The organism is Nitrospinota bacterium (genome assembly GCA_029881495.1).
GTDB lineage: Bacteria > Nitrospinota_A > UBA7883 > JACRGQ01 > JACRGQ01 > JAOUMJ01.
This window is the reverse complement of the sequence record JAOUMJ010000003.1, coordinates 30,835-50,886: the sequence shown is the minus strand read 5'-3', so window position 1 is coordinate 50,886 and position 20,052 is coordinate 30,835. Positions and strand designations below refer to the sequence as shown.

18 protein-coding genes are annotated in these 20,052 nt (G+C 47.5%); 9 read left to right on the top strand and 9 right to left on the bottom strand.

Translation table 11 applies throughout. The annotated features are described in order from the left end of the window. Positions 1-6 precede the first annotated feature (6 nt). From OEY64_02055 to OEY64_02040, 4 genes are all read left to right on the top strand, one after another. Positions 7-363, top strand: coding sequence for a cytochrome C (locus OEY64_02055; protein MDH5541726.1), 357 nt, complete (start codon positions 7-9; stop codon positions 361-363). 15 nt (positions 364-378) lie between these two features. After that, positions 379-1,131 carry a 4Fe-4S dicluster domain-containing protein gene (locus tag OEY64_02050; protein MDH5541725.1) on the top strand — a complete coding sequence of 251 codons (753 nt, stop codon included), beginning with the start codon at positions 379-381 and terminating at the stop codon, positions 1,129-1,131. Further along, positions 1,128-2,339 carry a polysulfide reductase NrfD gene (gene nrfD, locus OEY64_02045; GenBank protein MDH5541724.1) on the top strand — a complete coding sequence of 404 codons (1,212 nt, stop codon included), beginning with the start codon at positions 1,128-1,130 and terminating at the stop codon, positions 2,337-2,339. The genes OEY64_02050 and nrfD overlap by 4 nt, the downstream gene beginning before the upstream one ends. A 70-nt stretch (positions 2,340-2,409) precedes the next feature. After that, positions 2,410-3,333 (top strand): hypothetical protein, encoded by a 924-nt coding sequence (locus OEY64_02040; GenBank protein MDH5541723.1) that lies wholly within the window; start codon positions 2,410-2,412, stop codon positions 3,331-3,333. Positions 3,334-3,607: 274 nt separating this feature from the next. Here the strand turns inward: OEY64_02040 and OEY64_02035 are convergent, their stop codons facing one another. From OEY64_02035 to OEY64_02010, 6 genes are all read right to left on the bottom strand, one after another. Further along, positions 3,608-4,099 carry a DsrE/DsrF/DrsH-like family protein gene (locus OEY64_02035; GenBank protein ID MDH5541722.1) on the bottom strand — a complete coding sequence of 164 codons (492 nt, stop codon included), beginning with the start codon at positions 4,097-4,099 and terminating at the stop codon, positions 3,608-3,610. A gap of 12 nt (positions 4,100-4,111) precedes the next feature. Then, positions 4,112-4,339, bottom strand: a complete 228-nt coding sequence (locus OEY64_02030; protein ID MDH5541721.1) for a sulfurtransferase TusA family protein — start codon at positions 4,337-4,339, stop codon at positions 4,112-4,114. A 39-nt stretch (positions 4,340-4,378) separates the two neighbouring features. Next, the gene (locus tag OEY64_02025; GenBank protein ID MDH5541720.1) at positions 4,379-5,782 is read right to left on the bottom strand and encodes a sigma-54 dependent transcriptional regulator; all 1,404 of its coding nucleotides are present in this window, start codon (positions 5,780-5,782) and stop codon (positions 4,379-4,381) included. Beyond that, a complete protein-coding gene (locus OEY64_02020; protein ID MDH5541719.1) occupies positions 5,779-6,885 on the bottom strand; it encodes an ATP-binding protein in 1,107 nt (368 codons plus the stop codon). Before OEY64_02020 ends, OEY64_02025 begins: the two co-directional genes overlap by 4 nt. Positions 6,886-7,185: 300 nt before the next feature. Beyond that, positions 7,186-8,994 (bottom strand): SLC13 family permease, encoded by a 1,809-nt coding sequence (locus OEY64_02015; protein MDH5541718.1) that lies wholly within the window; start codon positions 8,992-8,994, stop codon positions 7,186-7,188. A 200-nt stretch (positions 8,995-9,194) separates the two neighbouring features. Continuing rightward, positions 9,195-10,130, bottom strand: a complete 936-nt coding sequence (locus OEY64_02010) for a LysR substrate-binding domain-containing protein (GenBank protein ID MDH5541717.1) — start codon at positions 10,128-10,130, stop codon at positions 9,195-9,197. Between the two features lie 132 nt (positions 10,131-10,262). Here OEY64_02010 and OEY64_02005 point away from each other — a divergent pair, with 132 nt between their 5' ends. The 5 genes from OEY64_02005 (at position 10,263) to OEY64_01985 (ending at position 17,125) form a co-directional block, all read left to right on the top strand. Continuing rightward, positions 10,263-13,151, top strand: coding sequence for a molybdopterin oxidoreductase family protein (locus OEY64_02005; GenBank protein MDH5541716.1), 2,889 nt, complete (start codon positions 10,263-10,265; stop codon positions 13,149-13,151). Next, positions 13,152-13,883, top strand: coding sequence for a 4Fe-4S dicluster domain-containing protein (locus tag OEY64_02000; protein ID MDH5541715.1), 732 nt, complete (start codon positions 13,152-13,154; stop codon positions 13,881-13,883). It begins immediately after the preceding gene. A 9-nt stretch (positions 13,884-13,892) separates the two neighbouring features. Then, the gene (locus OEY64_01995) at positions 13,893-14,864 is read left to right on the top strand and encodes a dimethyl sulfoxide reductase anchor subunit (protein MDH5541714.1); all 972 of its coding nucleotides are present in this window, start codon (positions 13,893-13,895) and stop codon (positions 14,862-14,864) included. A gap of 298 nt (positions 14,865-15,162) precedes the next feature. Next, complete coding sequence (locus OEY64_01990) at positions 15,163-15,702, top strand: HPP family protein (GenBank protein MDH5541713.1); 540 nt, start codon at positions 15,163-15,165, stop codon at positions 15,700-15,702. Between the two features lie 151 nt (positions 15,703-15,853). After that, positions 15,854-17,125 (top strand): NAD(P)/FAD-dependent oxidoreductase, encoded by a 1,272-nt coding sequence (locus tag OEY64_01985; protein MDH5541712.1) that lies wholly within the window; start codon positions 15,854-15,856, stop codon positions 17,123-17,125. A gap of 54 nt (positions 17,126-17,179) precedes the next feature. Here OEY64_01985 and OEY64_01980 read toward each other — a convergent pair whose 3' ends face one another. The 3 genes from OEY64_01980 to qmoC all read right to left on the bottom strand — a co-directional run bounded on the left by OEY64_01980 (position 17,180) and on the right by qmoC (position 20,045). Beyond that, a complete protein-coding gene (locus OEY64_01980; GenBank protein MDH5541711.1) occupies positions 17,180-17,506 on the bottom strand; it encodes a hypothetical protein in 327 nt (108 codons plus the stop codon). 203 nt (positions 17,507-17,709) lie between these two features. Then, positions 17,710-18,933, bottom strand: a complete 1,224-nt coding sequence (sat, locus tag OEY64_01975) for a sulfate adenylyltransferase (GenBank protein MDH5541710.1) — start codon at positions 18,931-18,933, stop codon at positions 17,710-17,712. Beyond that, a complete protein-coding gene (qmoC, locus tag OEY64_01970; protein MDH5541709.1) occupies positions 18,933-20,045 on the bottom strand; it encodes a quinone-interacting membrane-bound oxidoreductase complex subunit QmoC in 1,113 nt (370 codons plus the stop codon). Before qmoC ends, sat begins: the two co-directional genes overlap by 1 nt. Positions 20,046-20,052: the final 7 nt, after the last annotated feature.

The window sequence follows — 20,052 nt, the reverse complement described above, 5'->3', positions numbered from 1 at the left end:
CGTTAAATGAATACAAAATCGGGTTCAATAGCGATACTGGCAATCGTGCTAGCTCTGCTGGCAACGCCCCTCCTGTATACATTTGGCTCCAGCGCCTTTTCGGAAAAAAAAGCGGGGCCTAATCTCGTAATACCTGCCGAAGCCGGTAGCAAATGCGTGGAAGAGACAGCCTACATGCGGGCCAACCATATGATAGTCCTTAAAAACTCCAGGGATGAGGCTGTACGCGAAGGTGTAAGGAAGATCTCGCACTCCCTGCACAACTGCAGCAGTTGTCACACTAGCAGGGAAGAGTTCTGCGACAGGTGCCACGAATACGTTGGCGCGAACCCTGAATGTTTCGATTGCCATTACTACAAGTAGGGATGAGGAAAGAGTATGACGGAAATTAACAGGCGCTCATTTTTAAAGGAAGGCTTGAAAGGGAGCGCGTTGCTTGTCGGCACGGCGATAGCCCCTGGCATTACGCTGTTCACCCAAAAAGCCGAAGCGCGCGCTAATGATAGTTCTGCTTCCGATAAAAACAGATGGGGAATGGTTATCGATACCAACCTCTGCAAGGAAGATTGCACCGCCTGCACCTCCGCCTGCAGAAAAGAAAATAACGTCCCGCTCTTTGGCGACGAGAAAATAGACGCGCACTGGATCCGGAAGGCGACCATTTCACCGAAGAACGCTCCTGAAAAAAAGATATCGCTTCCTCTTCTCTGCAATCACTGCGAACATCCGCCGTGCCAGCATGTCTGCCCTACCGCGGCGACATTTACCAGGAAAGACGGCATTGTGCTTGTCGACAAGCACCGCTGTATCGGCTGCAGGTATTGCATGATCGCGTGCCCCTACAAAGCGAGGTCTTTCGTCTTCAAAAAAACAAGAGATTGGACAAACCCGAAAGTGCCAATACGCTCCAAGGGGGTTGTTGAAAAATGCAATTTCTGCGTGCACCTTATAGATGACGGGCAACTCCCTGCATGCGTTACCGCCTGCGATCGTGAAGGTGAAAAGGCGATGATCTTCGGCAATCTTAACGACCCAAACAGCGATATCTCAAAATATATTAAAGAGCATGCTCCTAAACGGATTCGAGAGGACCTCGGCCTTGAGCCGAAGGTCTATTACAGGGGGATATGATGGAAAAGAGAAACCTGTTTTTCACGGCTATTGAAGGGACTTCAAAAGGGTTCTGGATGTTCGCCGGATTCCTATTCCTACTGGCGCTTGGAGGAGCGTGGGCATCTTTCATGATGGAACATGAAGGGCACTACATAACCGGAATGACAAACCAGATTCCTTGGGGGCTCCCGATAGTAATGGCCGTATATTTCATAGGCCTTAGCGCCGGTTCCCTTGTTCTTTCCGCCCTTTCGTCAGTTTTCGGCATGACTGAATTCAAGCCATTCTCAAGGATCGCCGCTCTCCTTGCGGTTGTCCTTATAGTCGGCGCACTACTTTCAATTATTCTCGATTGGGGAAGACCGGAACGGCTCTTTATCCCTTTCTTCCATTTCCAGCCGAGATCGATGTTCTCACTTAACGGCGTCCTCTATTCGGTCTATATGGGAATCGGCATCGTTTATCTCTGGGCGATGTTCGCTGAAAAGAAGAAGCTCGAAAAACTTCTTGGTATATCAGCTGTTTTCTGGGCGGTGCTGGTTCATAGCGGAACGGGAGCAATCTTCGGATTTGTCGGCGCAAGGGAGCTTTATCACTCCCCTCTTCTGCCGCCCAGTTTTATCGCTGCTGCGCTCTCTTCTGGAACTGCATTGATGATCTTGGTGCTGTTGGCAACTTTCAGATATTCAGAACGATACCTTGATATGAAGATAGTGCTGAAACTTGCAAGATACCTTGCCGGTTTTATAATGATAGTGACCTATTTCCTTTTCGTGGAAAACATCACACGTTCGTATATCCCGAAAAACTATGAACTGCAACATTTCCTCCTTTTTGACGGTGGAAAGATCTCGTTGATATTCTGGCTTGGAATGGTCGGCTTGGGGAACATATTCCCTCTCCTTCTGCTCCTCTCTCCCGCCGGCAAATCGGTCAAATGGATTATCGTTGCCTGCGTCATGGTAGTTATTGGCGTTCTGGCAGAACGATACATTATCGTAATACCTGGTCAGGTATTGCCCCTGGAACTTTTCCCGGGATACAACATTACCAGCAGTTTTCAGGATGGATTGCTTGCCAACTATTGCGTAAGCACCGCCGAGATTCTCTTTTCTGTCGGTATAGGCGCTTTAGTATTGCTAATCTATCTCTTTGCGATCAAGTTTTTTGAGATGCTGCCGGTTACCAAAGAGGAAGAGAACAGGGAAACCTTACCGGAGGCATAGCAATTCACATTTAAAAAAGCTTTCTTAATTCAATTCCTGTCGATTTTCATTTTTTTGGGGGAGAAAAATCATGTTATCTTTTTCATTGTTTCGAAATCTAGAGCGATACATCCCTTTCATAGCGCTTGCATTTCTGCTCTTCTCTCCTCATTACGCAGGGGCAGAACAGAATCTTTCACCATATCTTAAAGTTGGTGTATTCAGCGGAAACGTGGACGCCGCCGCCACCGGTGTGAAAGAAGCGCTTCTTGCAGGCAACTTCAAGGTTCTTGGCGAATATAAGCCGGAAGATAGTGATAATATGAGAGTTATTGCATATACCAGAGACGACCTTATAGCTACCGTGTTAAAGGTAAAAGATCGAGGTCTTCTTGCCGCCGCGCTTAAAGTAGGCATCATTTCTACCGGCGGGAAGACTGAAATTTCGATGGTAAACCCTGAATACCTTTTCAGGGGATACCTGATGTCGAGTTACAAGCCAAACAATGCTCAATTAAGCAAGGTGGCCTCCGATGTTAAGGCGGCGCTTGGCAAAGTCGGTTCGGAGTTCACCCCTTTTGGAGGTTCGGTTTCTACGAGCGATCTGGAACACTATCACTATATGTTTGGAATGGAGTACTTTGACAATCCTGTGCTTCTTGGAAAGTTTCAAACGTTCCAGGAAGGACTCGCCAAAATTGAGTCTTCGCTATCTGCGAACAAAGGGGGCGTCAAAAAGGTATATTCAATAGTCGACGAATCATCACAAACCGCTGTGTTCGGAGTTGCATTGACAGATCCCGACAGAGGGGAGAAATTTTTCCTCCCCATTATTGGCGAGAGCCATTTGGCGGCGCTCCCTTATGAGTTTGTACTTCAGGGAAACAAGGCAACGATGCTTCATGGAAGATTCAGGATTGCGATACATTGGCCGGCCTTGACCATGGTAACGTTTACAAAGATAATCACTACGCCGGACGCGATCAACGATATGCTTGAAAATGCAATAAAGTAATTATTTCAAATTGTCATTAACTGCATAACGCCCGGTTCAACAAAAAGTTTCGGCTATAGATTGGTTTTATATATACGGACTCGGAATTGCCGTACAAAGATTCCTGCAAAAGTGAACAACGCATCTTTGCCATAATGCATCGGAAAAAATATCTCCAAGTGATTCGATAAGACCCAATATAAGCTTCGAACATGATTATGAAAATCCGGGCCTTTTTAAAAGGCCCGGATCTCAGTTTTCATTTACGGCAAGATTGTTTGCCAAGATCGTGATGCTAGAATGCAAGTGTTATATCAGCCTCTGCCGCTACATCCAGGAATGTTGCGGCTCCGCCGATCTCTATTCCATCTATCAGTTCTTCTTTCTTTACGCCCATGACATCCATTGTCATCTGGCAACCGATCATCCGCACTCCGAATTTCAAGCACTGTTCAAGGAGCTTGTCTTTGCTGGCTACGTTCGCCCCTTTCATCCAGCTTTTCATCATCATCGTGGCAACTGCGGTCATACCGGGCAATACGCCAAGGATATTCGGCACCCCGATAGGAACGCCCTTGATTGGAGGAGGCGAAGCCGCGTTTCCAATCGGCGAAACATACAGCTTTTTGTTTTTCTTGATTATGTCAAGACCGTAAAATGTAAAAAAAATGGACGCCTCCATATCCATCGCAACTGCCGTGCTTGCGAGGATCAATGGAGGATATGCCTGGTCCAGCGAACCATTTGCGGCTATTATCGTTATTTTTTTGTTTCCGTTACTGCTCACAATGCCCCCCCTTTATTTCTTTTTGACAAAAAAAGTGAACACTTTTCCGTCCTGTTTTTGATCCACTATTTCATTGCCGGTTCTTTTTGCCCATGATGCCATGTCGTTTACTGAGCCGGGGTCAGTCGCTTCCATTGCGACAATTTCACCCGACTTGATCTGCCCCATCGTCATCTTGATGTTCAGAATAGGTTCCGGACAACTCATCCCCTTGCAATCCAGTTTCTTTACTACGTTCATCTTTTCCCTCCTTTTTAGCATTTATGAATAATTAGTTATTTAATTATCTTCAAACTCTCTCTTGCGGATATTGTATTTCTTCAGTTTCGTATGGAAATTTTTATAGTCGAGCCCCGATTCTCTTGCAGATGCGCTTATGTTTCCCTTATGCTTTTTCAGCATGCTATCGAGGTACTGTTCCTCAAAAGACTCGATTATCTTTTTCTTGGCAGTCTGGAAATTCGTTTCGTTTAAATTCAAGTTGCCCGCTCCATTCTTTTTCGCGGTTGTTTCTACTATCTCCACATTTTCAAGCTGTTTGCCGCGTGAAAGGACGACCGCTCTTTCGATAACGTTTTCCAGCTCCCTTACGTTTCCGGGCCACGAATATTGAATGAGCGAAGCGGCCAATGCCGGCGGCACTTCCTTTATCGCCATATTGTTTTTTCCGCAGTATTTATGAATAAAATGACTTATGAGAAGCGGAATATCTTCCTTCCTTTCACGCAAAGGGGGAACATTTATTGGGATAACATTCAATCTATAAAACAGGTCTAGCCTGAATTTTTCTTCCTTTATTGCTTCTTCAAGGTTTTTATTTGTCGTGGCGATAACTCTTGCGTCCGTGACCAAAGTTGTTGTTCCCCCTACCCTGTCAAATTCTCCATCCTGCAAAACCCTTAACAACTTGGTCTGCATCTCCATGGATACATCCCCTATTTCGTCCAGCAGGATCGTCCCCTTATTGGCAAGTTCAAATTTTCCTGGTTTTTGCTTTATCGCTCCGGTGAAAGCCCCCTTTTCATGTCCGAAAAGTTCTGCTTCGAGGAGTGTTGCCGGGACTGCGGCGCAGTTGATTCGTATAAAACTGTTTCGGGATCTCAGGCTTTTGCTATGAACAGCGCGCGCGATAAGCTCCTTTCCTGTTCCGGTCTCGCCCCTTATAAGCACTGTAGCATCGGTCTCGGCAACCATTTTCACCTTTTCGAATACCTTCTGCATTTCCGTGCCCTTGCCTATAATATTGTCGAGACCAAAACTGTCATCCAGCTGTTTTCGCAATGTTCCAACTTCTACTATCAGCCTGTAATGTTCGACCGCTTTGTCCACTATGAGTTCCATCTCTTCATAATTGATCGGTTTTACAAGATAATTGAATACACCGGCTTTCATGGCGGAAACGGCCATCTCTATCGTGCCGTAGGCCGTTATCATGATTATCGGCACATTTGGCCGTTTTTTCTTGATGGCTGACAGGACATCAAGTCCGTTCATGTCCGGCAACGCATAGTCAAGAATGATTGTCGAGTAATCTTTTTCCGAGACCTTGGAGATCGCTTCTTGACCGGTTTTTGCGGTTTCAATTATGTGGTTTTTCTTTTCGAGATTAACGGACATTACCTCAAGAATCGCTTCCTCGTCATCGATCAGAAGTATTGGAGTCCGAAGGAGATCATTTTTCATTGTGCGGGCAACCCTAATACGACACAGGTGCCTCCGCCCGGTTCGCTGTCGATAAAGATATAACCGCCATGTGCCTTCATAATGTCTTTTACAATTACCAGGCCGAGTCCGGTTCCATTTGCCTTCGTTGTAAAAAATGTATCGAAAACCTGATCCTTTTTATGAAACGGAATCCCCTCTCCGTTATCGATAACGCTTATTTCGACAAAATCCTCGCCTCTTCTCTGCCGCATCTGGCCAACGACCTCTATTCTTCCATTTTCCTGGACGGCATCCATTGCGTTTTTCAGTATGTTTACGAAAACTTCCTGCATGGCCGATGGATCGAAATAAACAGCTGGGAGCGTTTCATCGAGGAAGAGCTCAATTTCCACCTCTTTGCCGTTGGGCGCATATTGGGCTATTTCAATTGACTTGACCAGTACCGTGCTTATTTGATCCTTTTCGCCTTTGTATTTCTGTTTGGCTTTCATGAGAAGATTCGTCGTCACATCGTTCAATCTCAGAATCTGCTCCCTGATAAGACCCACGAATTTCTGAATCTTTTGATCATCCTTATACTCTTCAAGGAGATAGTGAGCGGCTCCTTCCATGGCGTTGAGCGGATTTCGTATCTCATGTGACGTCTTTGCCGCCATTTCTCCGATAATTGAGAGACGCCGGGTTTCCATCAGCTCTTTCTCAATATTTTGCAGATTCGTTATATCCCTTATGTACTCGATCATGTAATGAACTTCTCCGTTCATATTGCGTATTGGGAAATTCAGTATTTCGTACTGCCGGTTCTCATTGTTATCTTTCGAACACTTCCTGATCCGCGCAGGAGGGTGCATATTCATGAAAACATTCTCCGCCTGACAGTCTCCGCATACCCTGTTGGTATCGTGACAGATATAGAAACAGTACTTCCCCTCCAGTTCGTTGCTTGGCTTGTCAAGTAGGGTTTGCATGGCCTTGTTGGCCATTACCACTTTGAAGAACTTGTCTATGACGATTATTCCGTCTGGAAGACCGTCAAAGATAGATTGAAGTATAGGGCTATTCTCAGGCTTGGAAATAAGGGAACTCACCGAACCCAATTCATCAGAGAATTTATCATTCATGCCATACATCCAACACAATTACCCCCAACCAGGCGACCTATTCTTACCACATCAGTTCTTAGAGCCAGTAAATGCCGAAAAGGTGCAATACCTATGGTAAAAAAGATATGTTTTTCGCCTTTGCACTTATATTGTACCAATTTAAAGCAAGGTTCGTACCGGATACATTGGCATGTATCGCATTGATATATATAGGCATAAATGAAATCAACCAGGGCTATTCTTGATAATATGGCTTTTGCGCCATATTTTAGCAGGTAAACACACCATATGTTGGTGTATTTGATCAACTAATCTTAATTAGTGCTGAACACCGTAGAAAAGGTACATCATGGCTGTTGTCACTACAATGAAGATAATGCTTTGGATAGTGCCAGCCTTAATGAAGTCGATGCTTCTATATCTTCCCGGCCCCATATAGAGCGCATTAACCTGATGAGTCGGCAGTATGAAAGAGTTTGATGCCGCAATGCCCACCATCAGGGCGGCCATTCTTGGATCCGTACCGGTCTTCATGGCTAGATTAATTACAAGCGGAACTAGTAAAACGGTAGCGCCTATATTCGAAATTACGAGAGTAAAGCAGGAAGTCAGAACCGCAATTATCAGTAGCAGTGTTATCGGTGAAACGATGCCGACCAAATCGAAAATATTTGAAGCGATCCATTCAGCGGTTCCTGTTTCTTCCGTTGCAACACCGAGCGGGATAAGGCCACCAAGGAGAAATACCGTCCTCCAGTCCACGGATTGATAAGCTTCGTCAATTGTAATCACCTTGGTAATTATTATTCCAAGAGCCCCGGTCATAAGGGAAACAGAGAGCTGTATATTGAAGAAGATGACCATGGACAATGAAACGGCGAACCACAAAACCGCAAGATGAGACTTTTCAGGCCTGAGAGGTTCTGTTTCAATGGGGCTTGCGATGATAAAGTTCTTGTTTTTCTCAAGAATCTTTAGTCGATCCCATGAACCGTGTAAAAGAACAGCATCCCCTACCTTCAATATCACATCGCTAAGGTTTGATTGAAAGATCTCAGTCTTGCTTCTGTAAATTGCCATCGGGACCAGGTGATATTTCTTTCTGAAATTGAAATGCAGCAGAGTTTTTCCTTCCATTTGCGAATGCGGCGAGACTACAGCTTCGACGGTACCTGACATCGAAGGAGAGAGGAGTGTTTTAAAAAAGTCGAGCGATTCCTTCAGTATGATTCCGTTTTCATCAGCAAACCTCTTTACGTTTTCCGGTTTGCCATATACGCCAATATCTATTTCCGGTACCAGCACGCTCTCCCTTCCAGGCGCGAGGGTATACTCCTTGTCTTGATCGGCAATGGCAACTACGCTTATCCCGTAGTTTGTGCGTATCTCTCTAAGAGTGTGCGGAATACTCTTCCAGCCCTTCGGCGTCCGAAGCTCAAAAGGCTCGCCAAGAAATTCATAATGCTGGGTAATACTCTCTTCCAGCAAAGCTTCTTCAGAATCTTCGTCTCCTTGAGGCAGGACGAATTTGCCGAACAGCACGAAATACCCGATACCAGAGATCAGCAACGCCAAGCCGATCGGAGTTACATCGAAGAGGCCAAAAGGTTCCAAATTAAGCGGCCTTAGAAGATCATTCAGGAGAATGAGAGGGCTTGATCCTACCATCGTTATCGTTCCCCCAAGGATCGCGGCAAAACCGACAGGCATTAGAAGACGCGATATTGAGATATTCATCGATTTGCTGATCCGTTTTATCGCCGGAAGAAAAAGCGCCGCCGCGCCTATGTTCTGCATAAAACTTGAAATGGTTCCTACGGTTGAGGAGATGGCGACAATTATCCTGTTCGGATTTTTCCCGGCAAAGCGGACTACCGGCGACACAATGCGGTTTATAACGCCTGTTTTATCCAGCCCCGCTCCAAGAATAATGACGGCGATTATTGCAACAACCGCATTACTCCCAAGCCCTATGAAGGCATGTTTTTGTTCAACAAGACCGAACAATGGAAGGAGCACCATTATGAGGATTGCGACAACATCAACCCTTATCCACTCTACTACAAACAGAAAAATGGCGAGGCCTATCAACCCCATCACCAGGATCATGTCTGTTGTCAATTCCATCTTTGTTCCGTCAGGATAATTATCCAATGTTGCTATTATCCGTAGAATTTAACATTGATAAGCGATTTTTTCTATATCAATATTTTTTCGTTAAAAAATATGGAATTAGCCCGGTCCGGATGCGTATTGCAGACAGATGAAACCGGTTATGAGGCTTGCGGAGATTTTATGGAACCGAACGGCATGTCACCTGACAAGCGTCAATAGACGTTATTTTTTCCCTCTGCGTTTTCCAATCCGACCTCCCGTGCCCTTTGCTCGCATAATTTGACCATCTTTGTGACCAGATCGGTCTTCTCCACCCCGCGGTTGAACACGAACGATATCTGCCTGTAGATTGGGAAATCCTTTACTCGAATCACTGACAGGGATTTATTAGCAACTTCGCGCGCAATCGTCATTTTGGATACTATGGAAATCCCTAGCCCGGACTCCACTACCCTTTTTATCGCCGTATTGCTACCAAGCTCAAGTACTATATTTGACTTAGGAACAAGCAGTTTTTCACCATCCTTGATGCTGTCGATTACCGCCCGCGTGCCGGAGCCTGGTTCCCTGGAAATGAACGGCTGGCCTGCCAGTTGCTTTTTAGTTATATACCCGTCACCCATGCAGTAGAAATCCCTCGGTGCGATGATGACCAGCTCATCTAGAAAAGCGGCCTGTACTTCCCATTGCCTTGTTTTTACCGGGCCTTCGACAATGGCGAAATCAACGAGCCCGTCTGCCAGATAGCCAAGAACTTCGTTGGTATTTCCCACAAGTACCTTTAGCCCCACCTCGTCATATTCTGTTTTGAAATCCGCTAGAACAGGGGGAAGGAAGTAGTCGCCTACCGTTGTTGATGCACCAATTTCAACGGTACCCCAGAATTTATCCAGTTTCTTCATTACCCGTTGATGTGCCTGCTCCGCGTACCCTTCCATCTGCTCAAGCTCCTTGAGGAGCATTTCACCAACAGGGCTAAGCTCTATTCTGTTTGGATACCTCAGAAACAGCCGTGTGCCTAGCTCCTCCTCGAGGTGCCGTATCTGGAAGCTGACTGCCGGCTGTGTGAGTGAAATCTCTTTTGCCGCCTTTGAAAAACTTAACAGCCTTCCGGCAGAAAGGAAAACCTTATATTTAAAATCAAGCATTCAATCTATTCCCTATACCATTTACCGGGCAATTACATCTCATCGTCTAAATCCTACCATTAATTTTATTTATCGTTTTATCAGAATTAATGCGTTGCTATTTTTCACACCGGAAAGCTAACATTGCTTAATATGCAAAACATACCGACAGAAAAAACCTTTAAGGACGGCCACAGACTAAATCCCGGCGAGGATATAAAGTACACCACCTGTTATATGTGCGCCTGTCGATGTGGGATAAAGGTTACCACACAAGATGGTCAAATTCGATACATTCAGGGAAATCCCGACCACCCTACAAATAAGGGGGTTATCTGCGCAAAGGGCTCCTCTGGCGTGATGAAACAGCTGAGTCCTGCCAGGATAACAAAGCCTCTCCTCAGGAAAAAAGGGGCCGAGAGAGGGGAAGCTGAATTTGAAGAAATATCGTGGGACGAAGTAATGAAAATACTTGTTCCCCGGCTAAAAAAAATAAGGGCCGAAGACCCCAAGAAACTTGCCTTCTTTACCGGTCGCGACCAGATGCAGGCGCTTACCTCCTACTGGGCAAAACAGTTCGGTACGCCGAATTTTGCCGCGCATGGCGGTTTCTGCTCCGTAAATATGGCCACAGGGATGATTTATTCTATCGGCGGCACAAGCTGGGAGTTCGGCGGCGCGGATTACGACAGGACAAGGTATTTCATGCTTTTCGGCGTTGCCGAAGACCACGACTCGAATCCGCTGAAGATCGGAATTTCAAAAATAAAGGAGAACGGCGGAAAGGTCGTAGTGATAAATCCGGTGAGAAGCGGGTACGGTGCGATCGCCGATGAATGGGTTCCCGTAAAACCGGGGACGGACGGAGCCTTTATACTGGCAATGGTGCATGTACTTCTGAAAAACGGGATGTATGACAGGGAGTTCCTCCTCACGCATACCAACGCGGCCTACCTCGTAGTGCAGGATGAAGGGAAAGAGGATGAAGGTATGTTCTATCTTCAGCCTGAAAAACAGATCAAATACCAGCAGCAAGTGGTATGGGATACTAAATCCGGCTCCATCAAGGAAGCTCATCTTGAAGGGATAGAACCTGCCCTTGAGGGGACGTTCAAAAGCCCCGACGGTAAAACATTGAAGACCGGTTTCCAACTTATGGTTGAACGGGTCAAGGAGGATTACACCCCCGAAAAGGCTTCAAAAATATGCGGTATCCCCGCAGAACAGATAGAGCGTATCGCGCTTGAGATCGGCAAAACAGCCAGGGACCATACCATCACCCTCCCAGTGGAGTGGGTAGACGTATGGGGAAAAGAACATAAAACAACTACCGGCAACCCTGTATCTGTTCACGCCATGAGAGGTCTTGCCGCACATTCAAACGGATTCCAGACCGTACGCGGTCTCTCCATCTTCATGATGTTGCTCGGCATCATTGATAGGCCGGGCGGTTTCAGGTTTAAACCTCCTTTTCCGAAGCCTATCCCCCCCTGCCCCAAAACGATCAACACCCCCGATCTGATTAAACCGAATACGCCGCTCCCGAACCCGGAGCTTGGCTTTCCGAGCAACCCCGACCACCTGTTGGTGGATAATGACGGAAAACCGGTAAGGATCGACAAGGCTTTCAGCTGGGAATTTCCGCTTACGGCGCATGGAATGCTCCAAAACGTAATTACAAACGCCTACAAGGGGGATCCGTACCCCATAGATACCCTTATTCTATTCATGGCAAACATGGCATGGAACTCCACAATGAACACCAGCGGCGTGATTGAGATGCTCAAGGCCAAAGGGGATGACGGCGAATACAAGATCCCTTTCATCGTAGTCAGCGACGCTTTCTACAGCGAGCAGGTTGCATTTGCCGATCTGGTCCTCCCGGATACTACCTATCTCGAACGATACGACGTCATTTCAATGCTCGACAGGCCCATCAGCGAATACGATAAAACCGGCGATGCCATCAGGCACCCGATACTTGAACCGAAAGGGGAATGCGTACCTTTCCAGCAGACACTCATCGACCTGGCAAATGCTATCGGGATGCAGGGTTTCTGCGACGCCGAAGGGAAGCCTCGTTTCAAGACCTACAAGGAGTTCATCACCGGATGGGAACCGGAGCCTGGCGCGGGGATAGGCTTCCTGTCCGGCTGGCGCGGGAAGGATGGCTCCAAAAGCATGGTTGGCGAACCAAACCCCGACCAGTGGGAAAGATATATCGAAAACAAAAGCTTTTACCAGCACGAACTGAAACCTTCAATGCAGTACAACCGGAACATCAATCAGGAGTATCTCAACTGGGCCCAGAAGAACAAATTGATAAGAGAGAACGACCAGCTGATAATGTCTTTCTACTCACAGCCGCTTCAGTCCTTCCGCCTTGCCGCAAAAGGTATCGGCAACAGCAGAAAACCGAAAACAGAAATTCAGAAAAAAAGGATCCTGAAATACTTCGATCCGCTCCCCTTCTGGTTTGAGCCGATTGAGCATACAAAGATAGACACGAAGAAATATAACTTCTCGGCTATCACACAGAGACCTCCATTTATGTATCACTCGTGGGATAGCCAGAACGCCTGGCTGAGGCAGATCGCCGGGCAAAACTTCCTTTACATGAACGGTGACCGCGCACTGGAGCTTGGCATCAACGATATGGACTGGGCCTGGGTCGAATCCCCAATCGGAAAGATAAGGGTACAGGTAAAATATTCCGAGGCTGTTCAGCCGGATACCGTATGGACATGGAACGCCATCGGCAAATATCCGGGGGCTTGGAACCTCTCCCCCGATGCCGATGAGGCCAAAAAAGGATTCCTCCTCAACCATCTGATAACCGAAGAGCTGGACCACGAAGACGGCACGAGAATATCGAATTCCGATCCGATTACCGGGCAGGCGGCATGGTACGACCTGAGAGTCAAAATATACAAGGCCGACGAGAGCGGGCACTGGCCGCAGTTCAAGCCGTTAAAGAAGCTGAAACATATGGTCACAGCGCCGAAGATCATCAGGGAAATATTGACGGAGCGAAAAAAGTAAATGACACAATTGGCCCTGGTTATAGACCTCAACAAATGCGTTGGATGCCACGCCTGCGCCACGAACTGCAAGGCCTGGAACAGCGCGGGTAAATTCGGTCCGCTCACGGACAACGAACCTTACGGCGATAAACCTTCCGGGGTCTGGTTCAACCGCGTGCAGACCTACGAAGTGGGAAAATTCCCGAAAACGGAAGTCATCCATTTCCCAAAATCGTGCATGCACTGCAAGGACGCCCCTTGCGTGGAGGTATGCCCTACCGGAGCCTCCCTGAAAAGGACGGAAGACGGGGTGGTGCTTGTAAATTATGACGACTGCATCGGATGTAAATACTGCTCATGGGCCTGCCCATACGGATGCAGGGAGTTTGACGAATTCGACGGCGTGATGAAGAAATGCACGCTCTGCGCTGACAGGATCTACAACGAAGACCTTCCAGAGAATGAACGCAAACCCGCCTGCGTTCTTGCTTGCCCCGCAAACGCCAGAACCTATGGCGATATTGACGATCCGGAAAGCGAAGCATCAAAGGCTATCAAAAGCGGACATGGATACAGGGCAATGAGCGAAGCCGGCACAAATCCGTCAAACCACTATCTCCCGAAAAGACGCAAGGAAATCAAACTCGACAAGGAAGAGCTTGAAGTACAGCGACACGCTGTCGTTGAGCTCGAACCAAAGAAAACAACCCCTGATGACACAAAAACATCGGAAGACTGGGCCGTTCCATAGGAGAAAAAGATGCATCCTGAAATTTCACTTGTACTGCTGTCGGTTCTTTCTGGAATCGGACAGGGGCTGTTTATCCTGCTGGTACTTCTCGATTTTCTATATATGGAAAGATTGTCAGGAGATTTTGTATACATATCTCTTGCGATGTCGTTCATCCTCCCTTCCCTGGGGATACTGGCATCAACGTTCCACCTTGGAAATCCTTCCAGGGGCTACAAGGCGTTTCGCAAATGGAAACAGTCATGGCTTTCCAGGGAGATGATATTCGCCCCTGCATTCCTCTTTTTCGTTTTTGCGTACACATTCCTTTTCTACACAGGCTCGCCTGAAAATACGAGAAGGGTCGCAGGCGTTCTGGGCGTTCTCTCAAGTCTCGGCCTCTACCTCTCGACTTCAATGCTCTATGCCAAGATCAGATTTATCAAAGAGTGGGCGAACGCGTATACCGTTATCAATTTTTTCCTGCTTGGACTTACATCGGGATTTATCGCCGCCCTTGCTGGATTGGCACTTGCAGGAATGGACAAAGCGGTTTTTGATTTGGTACTGAACATCACATTCACGACCGGCGCTGTCGCTTTGGTAATGAAGATCTCCGCGTATGTTTATAATGCGCGTCACTATCAGCCGATCACCGAAAATAACGCACTCGGAATTTCCGTCGGGCAGATAAAAATCCTCGATTGGGGGACTTCATACGCGCATTTCAATACGAAAGAATACTTCTTCCCCATTACAAATATACAAATAGTTACGCGCCAATTATTGGCAATTACTTTAATATTTGTGCTCCCCTTTATTCTCCTTTTCTTTTTTGTCCCGAGCGCGTTTTCAACGGGATTGACTCTTGTGCTTATAACAGCCGGGCTTGTGATCGAAAGAAGCCTTTTCTTCATCCAGGGGAACCATATACAGAATCTATATTATGGCAACTTCAGAAAAAACATGGCGAGCAATCCGATCCTTAGCTCACAGAGCTGAAGCATATCTCTCCTCCTGTTTAAATTCTTCAAACTCCCCCCTCGTCATCTCCCACGTCTCTTTCGCCCTCCCCTTGATTCTCCCTTAAGGGTCAACTATATTTCTAACTGACGAAGGCGGTTGTTTTCTGGGAACTGCGCCGCCGGGAACGGGTTGTTCGCCCGGGATGGACAACCCCAATCATTTATTCAGCTTTTCACCTGACAAATTCTCGATATCAAAAACGCTAGCTGTTTGACCGCAGGCTTTCATAAACATATAATTCATCCTTCATATTAGTTTTTTTGGATTGCTCATTATGTTGAAATATTTTTTTGAGAAGATGCACGGATACGGGAAGCCCCACGTTTTCCCCGGTATGGTAGAGGTTTTCTGGTCATGGCTCGGCTCTGCCATCGGCATCGGCCTTTGCGGCTGGCTTACATCATTCTGGTTTGAAGGGATGGATATGACCCTGATAATCGGCTCTTTTGGGGCCTCTGCCGTACTCCTGTACGCGGCGATCCACTCACCTTTGGCACAGCCGAGAAACTGTTTCGGCGGTCATGTGCTATCGGCCCTGGTAGGGGTATTCTGCTTCAAGATGTTTGGCAATGTCATCTGGCTTGCCGGATCGATTGCTGTTTCCGTTTCGGTTGCGATCATGCTTCTCACCAATACCTTGCACCCCCCCGGAGGGGCAACCGCACTTATCGCCGTAATAGGCTCCCCTGCCATACATGATCTAGGCTACTTTTACGCACTGATTCCAGTAGCGCTTGGGGCCACCCTTCTGCTGTTGGTTGCCCTGGTGGTAAACAACCTTGCCCCAAGCCGCAAGTATCCGCTTTTCTGGTAGTTACACCTAAACTATTCATTTCTCACTTCAACTTATTTCAGCTTTCCGGTTCTATTTTTCCAAAAAATACTTCGAATCCATCACTGCGGAAATGTCTCTTTAAAAGTAGACAGACAAAAGGGTTTAAAAAATCCGTTGAAAGGGGTTTCAGATGAAAAAGTTGCTGATACTAGGCGCAGGCACAGGCGGTACGATAATCGCAAACCAACTCTCGAAAAAGCTCGATCCTAAAAAGTGGTCCATTACGATGATCGACAAGGCATCCGAGCATTACTATCAGCCTGGTTTCCTTTTCCTGCCATTCAAGCTGTATGGCTATGAAACTCGGGCGGATGTCACAAAACCGATAACAAAACCGCTTCCAAAAGGGGTGACCTTCCTGAATGAAGAGATAAAACTTATCGACCATGAAAACAATCGCGTCGAAACGGATAAAGGTGTCCACGACTACGACTGGATGATTCTTGCCCTCGGAACACATGTTGCACCATCTGAGATTGAAGGGATGGAAGAGGCTTTCGGCGAGCATGCGAACACCTTCTACACCCTTGATGGCGCGCTCTCCCTCCAAAAATCGTTTGAAAATTTCAAAGGGGGACGCGTTGTTCTGAACATTGCCGAAATGCCTATCAAATGTCCAGTCGCTCCGATCGAATTTGTCTTTCTTGCCGACTACTATTTCCACAAGAGAAACATGCGGGACAAGGTTGAAATCGACCTTGTAACCCCCCTTACCGGAGCATTCACCAAACCTGAAGCGACAAGGGTGCTGAACGAAATTGCTGCGGAGAAGAACATCAAAATAATTCCGAATTTCACCATCGGAAGGGTCGATGGCAAAAGTAAAACCATCTTCTCATTTACCGGCGAAAGCGTTCCTTACGACCTGCTTGTCTCCATACCGCCCAATCTCGGCCCGGAGGTCATCGAAGACTCCGGCCTCGGCAACGGAGCCGGTTTTGCCCTTACGGACAAGCATACGCTGAAGAGCCAGAAGGCGGACAATATCTATGTGCTTGGCGATAACACGAATGTCCCGACCTCCAAAGCGGGCTCGGTCGCCCATTTTGAAGCTGAAATTATCGTTGAAAATTTCCTTAGAGAGCTGAAAGGGGAAAAGCCCCTGCCCGATTATGACGGGCACTCTAACTGTTTTATCGAATCGGGATTCCACAAGGCTCTTTTGTTTGATTTTAATTACGATACTGAGCCTCTAGCCGGGACATTCCCCGTGCCGGGTGTCGGCCCATTTTCGCTGTTAAAGGAGAGCCACCTGAACCATCTCGGCAAAATGGGATTCAAATGGGTTTACTGGAACATGCTCCTAACCGGCCATCTCCCTGGCGATCCCCTCCTCCCGGCGCAGATGAGCCGGTACGGGAAGGATTTTTCTCCGCATGCTGAAGATGCCGGAGTTAAATGATCCGGAAGGTATAAAAAGCTCTGCGGATACTGAAAGGGGTTATTTCAGTAGAGGTCAAATGACCCCGAACAGGTAGAATAAGCCCCCGGTCATTACAACCAATACTACCAGCCAGGTTATGAAAAAGGTTCTCCAGAAGTGAGAGTCTCCGCCCGAATCGCTTGCCTGGTAAGATTGCGCCTCGGCCTTCGCAACCAGGTTTTCCAGCTGATCCGAACTCAGTCCGTTTATCTCTTTGATGATCCATTCGTCGGTTTCACCGTTTTCGGCTATCCCGATATCATTTGAGTCGAGGTTCAGATACATTTCAATTGTCTTGATGTTCTCGGCGCGAGTAGCGGAATAGGCGGTGCCGTTCAGCGGAAACATCAAGAAAGCCATTATTATGGATAAAGACCGCTTTAACCCTTGTAGACCCCTCAACCCTTTTTACCTCCCGGCTGGTTAATAATTCCTTATTTACTACACCAAATTTTGCGCCACTATCAAGGAGCAAAATCGTATCCGCTTATTATATCTTCTGAAAATCGGTTTTCAAAATCTCTTCCCTTTTACGCTTGATACCTTTATCTCTCTATGAATACTTATGTAACCTTCTCACCTTCGGAGTACTTATGGAGCTTTATTTCGACCTTCTCTTCGAGGTTGTCGTAATATCTCTTCAAAACCTCAAGAACTTCCGGCCTGCTGAATTCCGATGAGACAGGCTCGTTATTCGACAACATGCTCCGCAGTTTGGTTCCGCTAAGGAGAACCCGGTCTTCAGGCGCATGCGGACAGGTCTTCATGGAGGCCATACCGTCGCACTTCCTGCAGTAGAACGTCCAGTCGATCTTCAGCGGGCGAATCTCAAGCGCGTCTTTCGGTATCTCGTCGAATATCTTGTGCGCGTCGAACGGGCCGTAATACTCCCCTACCCCTGCGTGGTCTCGCCCGACCAGGAGGTGAGAACATCCGAAGTTCTGCCGGAAGAGCGCGTGCAGTAGAGCCTCCCTCGGTCCGGCATACCTCATGTCGAGCGGATATCCCCCCATCAGATAGGTGTCCTTTACGAAATATTTCTCTGTAAGCACGTTTATCGCCTCTACCCTCACAGGCGCGGGGATATCTCCAGGTTTCAATTTCCCGACAAGCTGGTGAATGAATACGCCGTCGGCTATCTCTATCGCGATTTTCGCAAGGTATTCATGGGAGCGGTGCATCGGGTTTCTTAGCTGAAGCGCCGCAACACTGCTCCACCCCTTCTTGTCGAAAATTTTCCTGGTCTCTTCCGGTCTCATGTAAAGCCCTTTGAACTCTTGCGGAAAATAGCTCTCGCTGAAGACCTTTACCGGCCCTCCGAGATTTACAGGCTTTTGTGCCATGACGTTCGCCACTCCCGGATGCTGCATGTCGTTTGTCTTGAATACGTGCTTGCATTCGAATTTAAGGTCAGGTTCGTACTTTTCCTTTACGACCATGCTCCCCATAAGCTCGTCAGTTTCATCATCCACCAGCGAGACAGACTCCCCATTTTTTATCTTGGCGGCCTCCTCGCGGGAAACGGAAATGGTTATCGGGATGGGCCAGAAGAGGCCGTTCACCATTTTCATCTTCTCGCAGACACCCTTCCAGTCCTTTTTACCCATGAACCCATCCAGCGGCGTGAACGCTCCAATGCCCATCATGATGAGATCGCCGGTTTCCCTGGAAGTCATCCGAATCTGTTTCAGCTTTTCGGCCTTTTTCTTAGCGCTTTTCAGTTTCTCTCCGGAAAGGAGGAGACATTTCAGTTTTTTCGAACCATGGGGATTCACAAGTTTAGACATTATCTGCCCTCCGAGCTTTTAATACCGTTTGAGAAAACCATCGCGGTAGTCCTGTACAGGATGTGCGCGAACTTGGAAAAAGGCATATACGCAAAGAGAAAAAAGACCATTACAAGGTGGATGAAATAAACGGTATAGGCAATTCCAGCCATGCCGCCAAGCCTCGACAGCTCCGCCCCTATGCCTGTTAGCGCCGTAAGCGTCAAGGCTATTATAAATGTCCAATCAGTGTATGTCGCCTTGCCGGAGGCTTTCGGATTTGTCAGCCGCCTGAAGATGGTCCATGCCAATCCCAGCGTTATAAGCACCGCTCCCACGTTACCCAGTATCTTGACTGGATCACCCAGTGAAAGCGGCGTCTCTATGCCGAAGAGGTAGTGGTAGGCCATCACCATGTTTGTCGTTATGAAAAGGGCGATGAAACCGTAAAAGGTAAGGAGATGCGAAAGGTTCAGCTGGCTGTTTGTCTCGCACTTGCTGAACCTCCTGTGAAGTATCACATCCATGATCGTTTTTATCAAACCCGATACGACGTTCGATTCTTTCCCGGTATTGATGGACATTTTTTTCCAGAATTTCATTATCGACAAAAGAGCCGTTACAACAGCGAAGAACGCGACCGGGAGAAACACGGAGTCTATCACCGCGATCGGCATCAGTTTTGAAAAAACAACATCACCTTCGGGGAGTGAAATTCCATTCACAACCATGATCACGAGAAGAAGGACGGCGATCGGAACCGCTAGCAACGGAACAAGGTACGACGGTGACGACATGAATTTGCCGAGCACCGCAGGGACAGCGAGCTCCCTGTATCCTATCCCCCTAATCGCGGAAAGAACCGCGGAAGGGTCCGCCCCTCGCGGACAATGTTTTGTGCAGTCACCGCACTGGTGGCAGACCCATACGCCGGGATCATAAAGGAGTTTATCCTTCTGTCCCCACTGTGCAAGCGCTATCTCTTTTCTCGGAAAGGGGGTACTCCCCTGCGATACTCCGCAGACGGAAGTACATGTGGCGCACTGAAAACATTTTTTAAACGCATCCGCGCCGGCACTTTTCAGCTGCGCGATAAATTCCATGTCTGGCGATACGAATTGACCGGAACTCACGTTAACT

Excerpts from the sequence above, each read along its gene's own strand:
- OEY64_02005 (MDH5541716.1), top strand. The coding sequence starts at position 10,263 with ATGCAAAACATACCGACAGAAAAAACCTTTAAGGACGGCCACAGACTA.
- OEY64_02055 (MDH5541726.1), top strand. The coding sequence starts at position 7 with ATGAATACAAAATCGGGTTCAATAGCGATACTGGCAATCGTGCTAGCT.
- nrfD (MDH5541724.1), top strand. The coding sequence starts at position 1,128 with ATGATGGAAAAGAGAAACCTGTTTTTCACGGCTATTGAAGGGACTTCA.
- OEY64_02025 (MDH5541720.1), bottom strand. The coding sequence starts at position 5,782 with ATGAAAAATGATCTCCTTCGGACTCCAATACTTCTGATCGATGACGAG.
- OEY64_02020 (MDH5541719.1), bottom strand. The coding sequence starts at position 6,885 with ATGAATGATAAATTCTCTGATGAATTGGGTTCGGTGAGTTCCCTTATT.
- OEY64_01990 (MDH5541713.1), top strand. The coding sequence starts at position 15,163 with ATGTTGAAATATTTTTTTGAGAAGATGCACGGATACGGGAAGCCCCAC.
- OEY64_01995 (MDH5541714.1), top strand. The coding sequence starts at position 13,893 with ATGCATCCTGAAATTTCACTTGTACTGCTGTCGGTTCTTTCTGGAATC.
- sat (MDH5541710.1), bottom strand. The coding sequence starts at position 18,933 with ATGTCTAAACTTGTGAATCCCCATGGTTCGAAAAAACTGAAATGTCTC.
- OEY64_02000 (MDH5541715.1), top strand. The coding sequence starts at position 13,152 with ATGACACAATTGGCCCTGGTTATAGACCTCAACAAATGCGTTGGATGC.
- OEY64_02040 (MDH5541723.1), top strand. The coding sequence starts at position 2,410 with ATGTTATCTTTTTCATTGTTTCGAAATCTAGAGCGATACATCCCTTTC.
- OEY64_02050 (MDH5541725.1), top strand. The coding sequence starts at position 379 with ATGACGGAAATTAACAGGCGCTCATTTTTAAAGGAAGGCTTGAAAGGG.
- OEY64_02030 (MDH5541721.1), bottom strand. The coding sequence starts at position 4,339 with ATGAACGTAGTAAAGAAACTGGATTGCAAGGGGATGAGTTGTCCGGAA.
- OEY64_02010 (MDH5541717.1), bottom strand. The coding sequence starts at position 10,130 with ATGCTTGATTTTAAATATAAGGTTTTCCTTTCTGCCGGAAGGCTGTTA.
- OEY64_01985 (MDH5541712.1), top strand. The coding sequence starts at position 15,854 with ATGAAAAAGTTGCTGATACTAGGCGCAGGCACAGGCGGTACGATAATC.
- OEY64_02015 (MDH5541718.1), bottom strand. The coding sequence starts at position 8,994 with ATGGAATTGACAACAGACATGATCCTGGTGATGGGGTTGATAGGCCTC.
- OEY64_01980 (MDH5541711.1), bottom strand. The coding sequence starts at position 17,506 with ATGGCTTTCTTGATGTTTCCGCTGAACGGCACCGCCTATTCCGCTACT.